This window comes from Streptomyces sp. NPDC033178, from assembly GCF_055577685.1.
In genome coordinates this window covers 127,617-140,366 of the sequence record NZ_JBVIPT010000025.1, presented here as the reverse complement: position 1 = coordinate 140,366, position 12,750 = coordinate 127,617, and the positions used below count along the sequence as shown (strand labels likewise).

Here is a 12,750-nt window from a genome sequence, read left to right as displayed (position 1 = left end):
CGAAGACTGCCGACGGGCACCGGCCCGCCCGGCGATCAACGGGGGCACGGTTTGTGGGGGACGTGATGGACTTCGGCACGCAGGGCCCCGAGGCCCCGGCCGACCTCGCCTGGCTGCGAGGTGTGGACGCCTACACGATGGGGGCCTATCCGCAGGCGGAGGAGGAATTCCGCGCCGCGGTCCGGATGGATCCGGGAATGGCCGACGGCTGGCTCGGGCTGCACGCGCTGCGCATCGACACGACGACGGCGCTGCTGCGGATGTTCCGGCACCGGGAGCGCTTCGGGGAACAGCGCTCCCGCCACCGGCGGACGCTCAACTCCTGGTACTGGCTGGGCTGGTGGGTGCAGCCGGTGCTGGAGTCGCCGCGCGATCTGCTGCTCGCGCACGCCTCGCACTGGCTCGACGGGCGTCACGTCCCGGAGCTGGACCGGGCGCTCGCGAGCCTGCCGCCCGTGGACGCGGATCCACAGGTGCGGTTCCTGCACGCCTGCCGGGCGTATCTCGTCAAGGACTGGGAGCAGTTGGTCCGGCACACGGATCCGCTGATCGACGATCCGATGCTGGGCATCGAGGCGGGTCTCTTCGGCGGCATGGCACGGGTACGCCTGGAGATGTTCGGGCAGGCCGAGCCGCTGCTGTCGTCGGCGCTGATGCGCTGTCGCAGCGAGCAGCCGCAGCGCAAGGAGCTGCGGTACTGGCTGGCGCGGGCGCACGAGGGCACGGGCCGCTCCGCCGCGGCGCTGCCCCTGTATCGGGCGGTGCACCGGGTCGACCCGGCCTTCATGGACACCTCCGCACGGCTCGCGGCGATCTCCGAGGGCGACGGGTACGACGACACGGCCGACCTCGCGGCGATCACGCTCACCGGTGTTGGCCAGGACATTCTGGACGGCCCGGACGGTGTCGACCCGCTGTTCGGCGGCGAGGGCCGTGATCTCAAGCTGTCGGAGCCCGAACTGCCGCCGCCGGGCGCGCTGCCCTCCGAGGCGGACCGGGTCCGCGAGAAGGCCATCGTGCCGGTGCGTCCGCCGCATCTGCCGACCGGGCCCACCGATCCGGCACTGCTCGAAGAGGCGCTCCTGGAGCTGGAGCGCATGGTCGGTCTCGAACCGGTCAAGCGCCAGGTAAAGGCGCTGTCCGCGCAGTTGAACATGGCGCGGCTGCGGGCCGGGCAGGGTCTGCCGGTCCAGCCACCGAAACGGCACTTCGTGTTCTCGGGCCCCTCCGGCACCGGCAAGACGACCGTGGCCCGGATCCTGGGCCGGGTCTTCTACGCGCTCGGCCTGCTCGGCGGCGACCACCTGGTCGAGGCCCAGCGCGCCGACCTGGTGGGCGAGTACCTCGGCCAGACCGCCGTGAAGGCCAACGAGCTGATCGACTCCGCGATCGGCGGCGTCCTCTTCGTCGACGAGGCCTACTCGCTCTCCAACTCCGGCTACGGCAAGGGCGACGCGTACGGCGACGAGGCGTTGCAGGTGCTGCTGAAGCGGGCCGAGGACAACCGGGACCACCTGGTGGTGATCCTCGCGGGCTACCCGGAGGGCATGGACCGCCTGCTGGCCGCCAACCCCGGGCTGTCGTCCCGCTTCACGACCCGCGTCGACTTCCCCTCGTACCGTCCGCTCGAACTCACCTCGATCGGCGAGGTGCTTGCCGCGGAGAACGGGGACGTGTGGGACGAGGAGGCGCTCGACGAGCTGCGCTCCATCAGCGGGCACGTCGTCGACCAGGGCTGGATCGACGAGCTCGGCAACGGGCGGTTTCTGCGGACGCTGTACGAGAAGAGCTGTGCGTATCGTGATCTGCGGCTCTCGGTCTATCCGGGCCACCTCACCCGGGACGACCTGTCCACGCTTCGGCTCGCCGATCTCATGCAGGCGTACGGCGAGGTGTTGTCGGGGCGGGGGCCGCAGGATCCTTCGCCGATGTGAGCGACACGCAGAACTGGGTGGGGCCGCGGAAACCTTCCGGCTTCCGCGGCCCCACCCAGTTCGTGAGCCCTCAGCTCGCCAACGCCTGCTCCGGCGTCTCCGGGCCCCGGGCCGGATCCGGCGCCTCCTTGCGCGGCTCGCCGACCCGTACCGCCGGAGTCTCCCGGTGCGCCGGATCGCGTACCTCACCGACCAGCAGCTCCAGTACGTCCTCCAGGGCGACCAGGCCGAGCACCTTCCCCGACGCGTCGGCGACCTGGGCGAGGTGCGTCGCGGCGCGGCGCATCACGGTCAGGGCGTCGTCCAGCGGGAGTTCGGCCCCGAGGGTCGTCATGGGGCGCCAGACCTGCTGCGGCACGGCCCGCTCGGACTCCTCCAGGTCGAGTACGTCCTTCACGTGCAGATAGCCCATGAAGGCGCCGTTCTCGGCGGCCACCGGGAAGCGGGAGTACCCGGTGCGGGCGGTGAGTGCGACGACCTGGCCCGGCGTGACCGAGGGGCCGACGGTCACCAGGGACTCGCTGTCCAGGAGCACGTCGGTGACCGGGCGGGAGCCCAGCTCCAGCGCGTCTTCGAGGCGCTCCTGCTCCTCGGGATCGAGCAGGCCCGCCTGTCCCGCGTCCTCGACCAGCCGGTTGAGCTGCTCGCTGGTGAAGACCGCCTCGACCTCGTCCTTGGGCTCGACGTGGAAGAGCCGCAGGATGACGCGGGCGCAGGCACCGAGGCCCAGCGTCACCGGCTTGCAGAGCCGGGCGAAGGCGACCAGGCCGGGGCTGAGCCACAGCGCGGTCTTCTCGGGGGCGGCCATCGCCAGGTTCTTCGGCAGCATCTCGCCGACGACGAGGTGCAGGAAGACGACCGCGGCGAGGGCTATGACGTACCCGAGCGGGTGGATCATGCCCTCGGGCAGGTGCACGGCGTGGAACACCGGCTCCAGGAGGTGCGCGACGGTGGGCTCGGCGACCGCGCCGAGCGTCAGCGAGCAGACCGTGATGCCGAACTGCGCGGCGGCCATCATCTGCGGCAGGTTCTCCAGGCCGTACATGACCTGCCGGGCCCGTGCGGTGCCGAGCGGTTCGATCTGGCTGCGGCGGACGGAGACCAGCGCGAACTCGGCACCGACGAAGAAGCCGTTGGCGAGCACGAGCAGGGCCGCGAACAGGAGTTGGAGCACGCTCATCGGACGGCCTCCACCACGGAAACGGAAGCGGAGGCGGAGACGGCGGCCGAAGCGGCACCGGCGGTCCTGACCAGCCGGACCCGCTCGGCCCGGTAGTGCCCGACCTGGCGCACGGAGAGGCGCCAGCCGGGCAGTTCCGCCTTGTCACCGGGTGCGGGGATCCGGCCGAGCAGATCGGCGACCAGGCCGGCGACCGTCTCGTACGGGCCCTCGGGGACGTCCAGGCCTATGCGCTGGAGGATGTCGACACGGCAGCTGCCGTCGGCGTCCCAGGCGGGCCGGCCGTCCTCGGCCGGTGCGGCGGCGAGTTCGGGCACGTCGTGGCCGTCGTGCTCGTCGCGGACCTCGCCGACGAGTTCCTCGACGATGTCCTCCAGGGTGACCACGCCGGCCGTGCCGCCGTACTCGTCGACGACGACGGCGATGGGCTGTTCGTTGCGCAGCCGCTCCAGGAGGGGCTGCACGGGCAGCGTCTCCGGGACGAGCAGCGGGGCCTGGGCGATCCTGGTGACGGGCGTGCGCAGGCGGTCCTGCGAGGGCACCGCGAGGGCGTCCTTGAGGTGCACCATGCCGACGATCTCGTCGATCCGCTCCCGGTAGACGGGGAAGCGGGACAGGCCGGTGGCGCGGGTCAGGTTCACGACGTCCTCGGCGGTCGCGGAGGACTGGAGGGTGCTGACCTTCACGCGCGGGGTCATGACGTGCTGCGCGGTGAGGTCGGCAAGCGAGAGCGTACGGACGAACAGGTCGGCGGTGTCCTGTTCCAGGGCGCCTGCCTGGGCCGAGTGCCGGGCCAGCGAGACCAGCTCGCCGGGGGTGCGGGCGGAGGCCAGCTCCGCGGTGGGCTCGACGCCCAGGGTGCGGACGAGCCGGTTGGCCACGGAGTTCAGCCCCGAGATCACCGGCCGGAACACGGTCGAGAAGGCGTGCTGCGGGCCCGCGACGAACCGCGCGACCTGCATGGGCCTGGAGACCGCCCAGTTCTTGGGCACGAGCTCGCCGATCACCATCTGCACGGCCGAGGCCAGCAGCATGCCGATGACCACGGCGACACCGGACACGGCGCCTTCGGGGATGCCGACCGCGGTGATGGGGCCGTTCAGGAGTTCGGCGAGCGCCGGTTCGGCGAGCATGCCGACGACCAGCGAGGTGATGGTGATGCCGAGCTGGGTGCCGGAGAGCTGGAAGGACAGCTCCTTGAGCGAGTTGACGACCGTACGGGCCCGTCGGTCGCCCTCGGCGGCGGCCTTCTCGGCGTCGGGGCGCTCCACCGTGACGAGGCCGAACTCGGCCGCCACGAAGAAGCCGTTGGCGAGAATCAACAGGAACGCCGCTCCGAGGAGCAGCAGGGGGATGGTCATGCCGCCGCCTCGATATGTCGGGAGGGGGCGGCGCAGGTACTACAGGACGATCCGTCCATCGCTGGAGGGAGTCACTCCTCGAAATAGCAGGGGGCCTCTGGATCCCGGGTGGGAAGGCAGAGGCGGAGGCGCAACGAAAACGCCTCCGCCAACAGATTAATCAAGACATGGGCCCGTACGGCAGGGTGGAAGGCCGAGAGTCAGGCGTGATGTTCGTCGTGCTCGTCTTCCTGATGTCCGTCGGGCTCGTGAACGGAGTGGGTTTCGACGAGGGCCCGCAGCGCACGGGCGTCGCGGATCGCGTGCTGCTTGGCGATGCCCGGCTGGATGCCGAGCGCGGCCAGGCTGGTGCCGTCGCTGAGGTTCAGGAACACCCACGGGTCGCCCGGGCGCAGGTTGACCTGCAGGATCTCCGCCCAGGCCAGCTTCCGGCGGCCGGCGATGTTCACGACGGTCACGCCGGACTCGTCGGCGACGACTTTCGGCCGGGAGAGCAGCACGAGCACCCCGAAGAGCAGGGCCCCGGTGAAGACGAAGCTGGTGCGCTCCCCCGGGCTGAGCTTCTCCAGCAGCATCGCGACTGTGGTGATGACCACGAAGATCGTGGCGCCGGCGGTGAGCAGGACGGCTCGGGTGCGGCCCGGGCGGAAGGTGACCGGAAGAGCGGGCAGCTCTGGTGTGTCGGACATGGCGGGCGGTCCTCAGAGGCGGCAGGCGTGGATGGCCGTGGTCAGGATGGCCCGCGCGCCGATGTCGTACAGGTCGTCCATGATCCGCTGGGCTTCCTTGGACGGGACCATGGCGCGCACGGCGACCCAGCCCTCGTTGTGCAGCGGCGAGACGGTCGGCGACTCCAGGCCGGGAGTGAGGGCGACGGCCTTCTCCAGCTGCTCGACGCGGCAGTCGTAGTCCATCATCACGTAGGTCCGCGCGACGAGGACGCCCTGGAGGCGGCGCAGGAACTGCTGGACCTTGGGCTCGGCATCCTCGGTGGCCTCCGCGCCCGTGCGGCGGATGACGACGGCCTCGGACTTCATGATCGGATCGCCGAAGACCTCAAGGCCCGCGTTGCGCAGCGAGGTGCCGGTCTCCACCACGTCCGCGATGACCTCGGCGACACCGAGCTCGATGGCCGTCTCGACGGCGCCGTCGAGGTGGACGACGGACGCGTCGACGCCGTGGTCGGCGAGGTACTTGGCGACGATGCCCTCGTACGAGGTGGCCACGGTCTTGCCGGCAAGGTCCGCGAGGCCCGCCGCCGTGCCGGGCTTGCCGGCGAAGCGGAAGGTGGAGCGGGCGAAGCCGAGCGGGAGGATGGCCTCCGCGTTGGCGCCGGAGTCAATGAGCAGGTCGCGTCCGGTGATGCCGATGTCGAGCTTGCCGGAGGAGACGTAGATCGCGATGTCGCGGGGGCGGAGGTAGAAGAACTCGACCTCGTTCTCCGGGTCGACGATCCGGAGCTCCTTGGCCTCCCTGCGCTGCTGGTAGCCGGCCTCATGCAGCATCTCCCCCGCGGGGCCTGACAGGGAACCCTTGTTGGGGACGGCGATGCGCAGCATGAGGTCGGCTTCCTTTGTTCGTCCGTACGGCTGTCGGCTCGTACGGTGCGGGAGTGGGCGTGCTTCTCGGAGGTACGGCTCGGAGTTCTCTGAGTCGCGGCTCAGAGATGGGCGTACACGTCGTCCAGCGAGATGCCGCGGGCGACCATCATCACCTGGACGTGGTAGAGCAGCTGCGAGATCTCCTCGGCTGCCGCTTCCTTGCCCTCGTACTCGGCGGCCATCCAGACCTCGGCGGCCTCTTCGACGACCTTCTTGCCGATGGCATGGACCCCCTTGCCGACCAGCTCTGCGGTGCGGGAAGTGGCGGGGTCGCCGGTGGCGGCCTTGTGCTGGAGCTCGGTGAAGAGCTCCTCGAAAGTCTTCTTGGACATGGTGCTGCCCACCCTACGCGCAACCGCCGTTCGCTCAGCGCCAGGGTTCGGATACTGAGCGGAGGGTGGCCGCCGTCGCCACGGCGGCCGTCACCGCCTCGTGCCCCTTGTCCTCGTTCGAGCCCTCGATGCCTGCGCGGTCCAGGGCCTGTTCCTCGGTGTCGCACGTCAGGACGCCGAAGCCGACGGGCACGCCGGTGTCGATCGAGACCTGGGTGAGCCCCTGGGTGACGCCCTGGCACACGTACTCGAAGTGGGGGGTGCCGCCGCGGATGACGACGCCGAGCGCGACGATCGCGTCGTACCCGCGGCCCGCGAGGACCTTCGCGACGACCGGCAGCTCGAAGCTGCCGGGGACCCTCAGGAGGGTCGGCTCGTCGATTCCCAGCTCGTGCAGGGCGCGCAGCGCGCCGTCGACGAGACCGTCCATCACCTTCTCGTGCCACTGCGCCGCGATGACGGCGACCCTGAGGTCACCGCAGTTGCGTACGGACAGTTCGGGTGCACCCTTGCCGCTCACGTGTGTGTCTCCTCGTGCTCTTCGTTACTGGTTGCCGCAGGCGGACACGGTGGTCGTGTCCAGCCAGGGCAGGTCGTGCCCCATCCGGTCCCGCTTGGTGCGCAGATACCGGAGGTTGTGCTCGCCCGCCTGTACGGGCATCGGCTCGCGGTGGATGACCTTGAGGCCGTGGCGGACGAGCGCGTCGGTCTTCTCGGGGTTGTTGGTCATCAGGCGCAGGCTGCGCACGCCGAGGTCCTCCAGGATCTGCGCGCCGGCCGCGTAGTCCCGGGCGTCGGCGGGCAGACCCAGCTCCAGGTTGGCGTCGAGGGTGTCGTGCCCCTGCTCCTGGAGTTCGTACGCGCGCAGCTTGGACAGGAGCCCGATGCCGCGCCCCTCGTGGCCGCGGAGGTAGACGACGATGCCGCGGCCCTCCGCCTGGATGCGCTCCAGGGAGGCTTCGAGCTGGGGGCCGCAGTCGCAGCGCAGCGAGTGGAAGATGTCGCCGGTGAGGCATTCGGAGTGGACGCGTACGAGGACGTCCTCGCCGTCGCCGATCTCGCCGTGGACGAGGGCGACATGCTCGACGCCGTCCACGATGGAGCGGTAGCCGAAGGCCGTGAACTCGCCGAAGGCGGTGGGCAGTTGGGTCTCTGCCTCGCGGCGGACCGTGGGTTCGGAGCTCTGGCGGTAGGCGATCAGGTCCTCGATGGAGATGATCGAGAGGCCGTGTACGCGGGCGAAGACCACTAGCTGGGGCAGCCGGGCCATGGTGCCGTCGTCGTTCACGATCTCCGCGATCGCACCTGCGGGCGCCAGGCCAGCGAGCCGCGCCAGGTCGACGGCGGCCTCGGTGTGGCCGGGCCGGGCGAGGACACCGCCCTCGACAGCACGCAGCGGGAAGATGTGACCGGGGCGGGTCAGATCGGACGCCTGTGTGACCGGGTCGGCCAGCACCCGTACGGTGTGGGCGCGGTCGGCGGCCGAGATGCCGGTGTCAACCCCTTCCTTGGCGTCGACCGACACCGCGTACGCGGTGCCCTTGCGGTCCTCGTTGATGGCGGTCATCGGGGGCAGGTTCAGCCGGTCCAGCTCGGGACCGGTCATCGGAACACAGACCACGCCCGAGGTGTAGCGGACCATGAAGGCCATCAGTTCAGGGGTCGCGGCGGAGGCCGCGAAGATGAGGTCGCCCTCGTTCTCCCGGTCCTCGTCGTCGACGACCACGACCGGGCGGCCCGCCGCGATGTCGGCGACGGCCTGTTCGACCGGGTCGAGCGCGAAGTCCGAGGCGTCTTGATCGTGACCCGTGCTGTACCAAACCGGCGCGGTTGTCATGCCGGGGCTCCTTCCAGGACGGGCTGCCCGGCCTTGCGGGAGCGCAGCCACCAGTCGCGCATGCCCCACAGGACGAGCGCGCCGTAGATGATGTAGACGAAGCCGGAGAAGGCGAAGCCGTTGGCGAAGTTCAGCGGTACGCCCACCAGGTCGACGAGCAGCCAGGCGAACCAGAACTCGACCATGCCGCGCGCCTGGGCGTACATCGCGACGACCGTGCCGACGAAGATGTACGCGTCCGGCCAGGGGTCCCAGGAGAGCGTCGGGTACGCGGTGAACAGGCTGCCGACCGCGAGGGTGCCGACGGCCGCGGCGCCGAGGAGGTACCCGCGCTCGCGCCAGGTGGCGAAGCGCACGGCGATGGAGCCGTCCTGCGCACCGCCCTTGCCGCGGTTCCACTGCCACCAGCCCCACAGGGCGACGGCCATGACCACCATTTGCTTGCCGGCGCTGCCGGAGAGGTGGGCGGTGGCGAAGGCGGCGAGGAGGATGGCACCGGACAGGAACTGGACGGGCCAGGTCCAGATGGACCGCCGCCACCCGAGGGCGAGGCCGATGAGACCGATCACGTTGCCGATCATGTCGGCCCACTTGATGTGCTGGCCGAAGAGCGTGAACGCCTCGGAGTTGAGCCAGTTCACGACGTCGCTCCCTGGCTGCCGGGCAGCCCGGCCGGCTGCTCTCCCCGCGAGCCGAGCAGCCGCTCGACGTACTTGGCGATCACGTCGACCTCGAGGTTGACCGGGTCGCCGGGCTGCTTGAGGCCGAGCGTGGTCAGGTCGAGAGTGGTCGGGATGAGGCTGACGGTGAAGAAGTCGGGGCCCGCCTCGACAACGGTCAGGCTGATGCCGTCAACGGTGATGGAGCCCTTCTCGACCACATAGCGAGTGAGGTCCTCGGGAAGGGAGATCTTCACGATCTCCCAGTTCTCGGACGGCTTGCGCTCGACGACCTCGCCCGTGCCGTCCACATGGCCCTGCACGATGTGCCCGCCGAGGCGCTCGCCCACGGCCATGGGGCGTTCGAGGTTGACACGGGAGCCGACGGCGAGGACACCGAGGCTGGAGCGGTCCAGGGTCTCCGCCATCACGTCGGCGGTGAACTCGTCGCCCTCGTGCTCGACGACCGTCAGACAGACGCCGTTGACGGCGATGGAGTCTCCATGGCGCGCACCTTCGGTGACTACGGGGCCACGGAGCCGGAAACGGGAGGCGTCGCCGAGGTTCTCGACGGCGGTGATCTCACCCAGCTCTTCGACGATTCCGGTGAACACTTCCCGGGTCCTCCTGCCATTTCGGGCACGGACTCCGGGGCCTGTCGATGACGACAGATATGAGCGAGCGAGGACACCGGGGGCGACGCCGCGTAGGACGCGTCCCGTGGGACACGTCGAAACAGACGGCGGCGCGCACGAATGCCCGCCCGCCGCGCACTGCCTCCCATCCGGACTTTAACCGTCGGTCCAGGAATTTCACCTGGTCAACCGGCCGCTGGAAGCGACCGGGTCGCGGACTGTAACCGCCGGTTCGGACTTTCACCGACCCCGGAGTGCGCTGCTTCTGGTACAGACTCAGTGTGCCACGCCTGATCGACGCCCATGCGGGCGAATGTTGTGGGCTGCCTCACAGGGTGTGCCGATGGACTTCACTGGACACTCGTGGCGGACCAACTACCTTTCAGACACAGCAGCTTAGTATTGGTCCATACCTATTGACGCTTTGGTCTAGTCCTCTTTAGGGTCTGCGTTCACCGACGCCTCCACGGGCTCCGCGTTCGCCGGCCCGCCCCCAGAACGACCCGGCGGCGGTGACGGAGGCCCTTGCCCCGCCGCCGGGTCTCCGTTTCCCGGCCATCGACCGTTGCCGTGCGCCGCCACCCCGCCCAAGACGGGCGTCACCTCTCCGGAGGCGCGAACAGTTCGTCCTGGGCCCCGTCCCGGGCCATCAGCAGCGCCCCGCGGAGCACGGCGCCGCCGCCCAGGGTGCCGGCCCGCACCTCGGTGGGCAGCGGCGACATACGGCCGACCCGGTCCCGGACGCGGGCGGCCAGCACCTCGCCGCCCGCCCCGCCGATCTCGCCCGCGAGCACCAGGCAACCCGGGTCGAGGACGGCGACGACGGACGCGGCGCCGAGGGCGACGCGTTCGGCGAGCATGTCGAGGAAGCCCGAGGCCAAGGGGTCACCGGCATCGGCCTCGACCCGCGCCACGGCCTCCCGCACCAGCGCCGCCGCATGCGGTTCGTGCGGCGCGGCGGGCGCCACGATCCCGTAACGCCCCGCCAGTTCGGAAATCGCGGCGGCGCCCGCGAGGGAGTGGAAACCGCCCTCGCAGCCCGTCGCGGACGGCAGGCCGCTCGTGCCCGGCACCGGCAGGAAGCCGATCTCGCCCGTACCGCCGGAGGCACCCCGGCGCAGGACGCCGTCCAGGACGACGGCCGCACCGATGCCGTGGCCGAGCCAGAGCAGGACGAAGGTGTCGCGATCCTGTGCGGCCCCGTCGCGCTGCTCGGCCAGCGCCGCGAGGTTGGTCTCGTTCTCCACGAGGACACGGGCCGGCAGTCGCTCCTGCAACGCCGCGGCGAGCCGGCGGTGCCATTCGGGCAGCCCCGAAGAGTCGCGGAGTTCGCCGGTGGCGGGGTCGATCAGCCCGGGGGCTCCGACGCCGATGGTGTGCAGCCGCTCGACGCCCGCCTCCTTGGCCGTACGTTCGACCAGCGTGACCGCCTGCTCGACGGCGGGCCCGGTGTCCGTTCCGTCGCCGATCGGCACCGACGCCTCGGCCAGCACGGAGCCCAGCAGATCCGACACGAGGACGGCCACGCCCTCGGTCCGTACGTCCAGTGCGGCCAGGTGCGCGCGGTCGGCGACGATCCCGTACAGCCGGGCGTTCGGGCCGCGTCGCTGTTCGCCCGACTCCCCCACGACGCCTATGAGTCCGGCCGCGGCGAGACGTTCCACCAGGTCGGCGACGGAGGGCCGGGACAGGCCGGTGAGCTGCTTCAACTGCCCTGCCGTCAAAGGGCCTTCCTGCTGGAGGAGACGCAGGGCGAGCCGGTCGTTGATGGCCCGGGCGGTGCTCGGTGATGCGGGCATGCCGGGATCCTTCCAGATCGGGGGCGCCGGGGCGGCAGGGCCCGATACCGCCTATCTATCAGGCAGGGTCCCTGATAGTTTACGGCGGCACAGTGGGGAGAGGACAGGGAGGGGCCGGGAAATGAGTGAAGTGGTCTACGACCAGCGCGAGGTGAAACGCTCCCGGTACGCCGTGGCGGTGGTGTTCGCCGTGCACGGTGCCGTCACCGGTTCGTTCGCGACCCGCGTCCCGTGGATCCAGGACCACGCCTCCGTGAGCGCGGGCCAGCTCGGCCTGGCGCTCGCGTTCCCGGCGATCGGAGCGTCCGTCGCGATGCCGCTCGCGGGCAGCGTCAGCCACCGCTTCGGCGCCCGCGCCGCCCTGCGCGGCCTGATCGCGCTGTGGACGCTCGCGCTCGTCCTCCCGGCACTCGCGCCGAACCTGCTCACCCTGTGCCTGGCCCTCTTCGTCTACGGCGCGACGGCGGGCATGGCCGACGTGGCGATGAACGCCCTGGGTGTCGAGATCGAGAACCGACTCGACAAGTCGATCATGTCCGGGCTGCACGGGATGTGGAGCGCGGGCGCACTGGTCGGCTCGGCGGCCGGTACCGTCGCCGCCCATCTGGGCTCGGACGCGCGTCTGCACCACGCGCTCGCCGCCGTGGCGCTCACGCTGATCGGCGTGGCCGCCTGTCAGTGGGTGCTGGACCTGCGCCCCACCGAGGACGAGGAACCGCCCCCGCGCTTCGCGCTGCCTCCGAGGTCGGCGCTGCTCATCGGCGCGATCGGCTTCTGCGCGGTGTTCGCGGAGGGGGCGAGCCTGGACTGGTCGGCGGTGTATCTGCGGGACGTCCTCGACAGCTCGGCCGGGGTCGCGGCCGCGTCCACGACGGGCTTCACGCTCACCATGGCGATCGCCCGGTTCGCCGGCGACTCGGTGGTGGACCGCTTCGGCCCGGTCCGCACGGTACGGGTCAGCGGCGCCCTCGCGACCCTCGGTGCGCTGCTCGTCGTGCTGGCCCAGAACGCCGCGGTGGCCATGGCCGGCTTCGCCCTGCTGGGCCTCGGCATCGCCGTCGTCGTCCCGCTCTGCTTCGCGGCGGCCGGTCGCAGCGGCCCCAACCCGTCCCAGGCCATCGCGGGCGTCGCCACCATCACGTACACCTCGGGCCTGATCGCGCCGTCCGCGATCGGGGCCGTGGCGGACGCGACGAGCCTGGTGACGTCGTTCGTCCTGGTGACGGTGCTGACCCTCGGTCTCGCCTCGTTCGCGAACGTGCTGCGCGCCAGCGGCCGCACCGCCGGCGGGAAGGTCAGCCCGGCGGACGCGCCGGTTCCGGATCGCCGGCCCTGAACCGGCCGCCCTCCCCTCTCCGCTCTCCCCGCTCCGCCCTACCATGGCGCTGATCTTCACTTACGGATCTTGATGT

At 70.8% G+C, this 12,750-nt stretch carries 12 protein-coding genes and 1 riboswitch; of the genes, 2 read left to right on the top strand and 10 right to left on the bottom strand.

Features of this window, described 5'->3' with window-relative positions:
- The first annotated feature begins 65 nt into the window (after window positions 1-65).
- Complete coding sequence (locus tag ACZ5VQ_RS43385) at window positions 66-1,934, top strand: AAA family ATPase (protein ID WP_307526716.1); 1,869 nt, start codon at window positions 66-68, stop codon at window positions 1,932-1,934.
- A gap of 70 nt (window positions 1,935-2,004) precedes the next feature.
- Here the strand turns inward: ACZ5VQ_RS43385 and ACZ5VQ_RS43380 are convergent, their stop codons facing one another.
- The 10 genes from ACZ5VQ_RS43380 to ACZ5VQ_RS43335 all read right to left on the bottom strand — a co-directional run bounded on the left by ACZ5VQ_RS43380 (window position 2,005) and on the right by ACZ5VQ_RS43335 (window position 11,338).
- Window positions 2,005-3,114, bottom strand: coding sequence for a hemolysin family protein (locus tag ACZ5VQ_RS43380; RefSeq protein ID WP_362084572.1), 1,110 nt, complete (start codon window positions 3,112-3,114; stop codon window positions 2,005-2,007).
- Entirely contained in the window at window positions 3,111-4,475 is a 1,365-nt protein-coding gene (locus ACZ5VQ_RS43375; protein WP_469109819.1) for a hemolysin family protein, read from the bottom strand. Before ACZ5VQ_RS43375 ends, ACZ5VQ_RS43380 begins: the two co-directional genes overlap by 4 nt.
- A 200-nt stretch (window positions 4,476-4,675) precedes the next feature.
- Window positions 4,676-5,164 (bottom strand): PH domain-containing protein, encoded by a 489-nt coding sequence (locus tag ACZ5VQ_RS43370; protein ID WP_469109818.1) that lies wholly within the window; start codon window positions 5,162-5,164, stop codon window positions 4,676-4,678.
- A 12-nt stretch (window positions 5,165-5,176) separates the two neighbouring features.
- Window positions 5,177-6,034, bottom strand: coding sequence for an ATP phosphoribosyltransferase (hisG, locus tag ACZ5VQ_RS43365; protein ID WP_362084564.1), 858 nt, complete (start codon window positions 6,032-6,034; stop codon window positions 5,177-5,179).
- A 101-nt stretch (window positions 6,035-6,135) separates the two neighbouring features.
- Complete coding sequence (locus ACZ5VQ_RS43360; RefSeq protein WP_026249121.1) at window positions 6,136-6,408, bottom strand: phosphoribosyl-ATP diphosphatase; 273 nt, start codon at window positions 6,406-6,408, stop codon at window positions 6,136-6,138.
- Window positions 6,409-6,442: 34 nt separating this feature from the next.
- Window positions 6,443-6,928: a 6,7-dimethyl-8-ribityllumazine synthase gene (gene ribH, locus ACZ5VQ_RS43355; RefSeq protein WP_362025837.1), complete on the bottom strand. Its 486-nt coding sequence runs from the start codon at window positions 6,926-6,928 to the stop codon at window positions 6,443-6,445.
- 24 nt (window positions 6,929-6,952) lie between these two features.
- Window positions 6,953-8,245: a bifunctional 3,4-dihydroxy-2-butanone-4-phosphate synthase/GTP cyclohydrolase II gene (locus ACZ5VQ_RS43350; protein WP_469109817.1), complete on the bottom strand. Its 1,293-nt coding sequence runs from the start codon at window positions 8,243-8,245 to the stop codon at window positions 6,953-6,955.
- The gene (locus ACZ5VQ_RS43345) at window positions 8,242-8,886 is read right to left on the bottom strand and encodes a nicotinamide mononucleotide transporter family protein (protein WP_469109816.1); all 645 of its coding nucleotides are present in this window, start codon (window positions 8,884-8,886) and stop codon (window positions 8,242-8,244) included. Before ACZ5VQ_RS43345 ends, ACZ5VQ_RS43350 begins: the two co-directional genes overlap by 4 nt.
- The gene (locus ACZ5VQ_RS43340) at window positions 8,883-9,518 is read right to left on the bottom strand and encodes a riboflavin synthase (RefSeq protein WP_469109815.1); all 636 of its coding nucleotides are present in this window, start codon (window positions 9,516-9,518) and stop codon (window positions 8,883-8,885) included. The genes ACZ5VQ_RS43345 and ACZ5VQ_RS43340 overlap by 4 nt, the downstream gene beginning before the upstream one ends.
- A gap of 152 nt (window positions 9,519-9,670) precedes the next feature.
- Window positions 9,671-9,801: riboswitch (FMN riboswitch) on the bottom strand.
- Between the two features lie 337 nt (window positions 9,802-10,138).
- Window positions 10,139-11,338, bottom strand: a complete 1,200-nt coding sequence (locus tag ACZ5VQ_RS43335; protein WP_469109814.1) for an ROK family transcriptional regulator — start codon at window positions 11,336-11,338, stop codon at window positions 10,139-10,141.
- 121 nt (window positions 11,339-11,459) lie between these two features.
- Between ACZ5VQ_RS43335 and ACZ5VQ_RS43330 the strand changes: the two genes are divergently transcribed.
- Window positions 11,460-12,674, top strand: a complete 1,215-nt coding sequence (locus tag ACZ5VQ_RS43330; RefSeq protein WP_469109813.1) for an MFS transporter — start codon at window positions 11,460-11,462, stop codon at window positions 12,672-12,674.
- Window positions 12,675-12,750 lie beyond the last annotated feature (76 nt).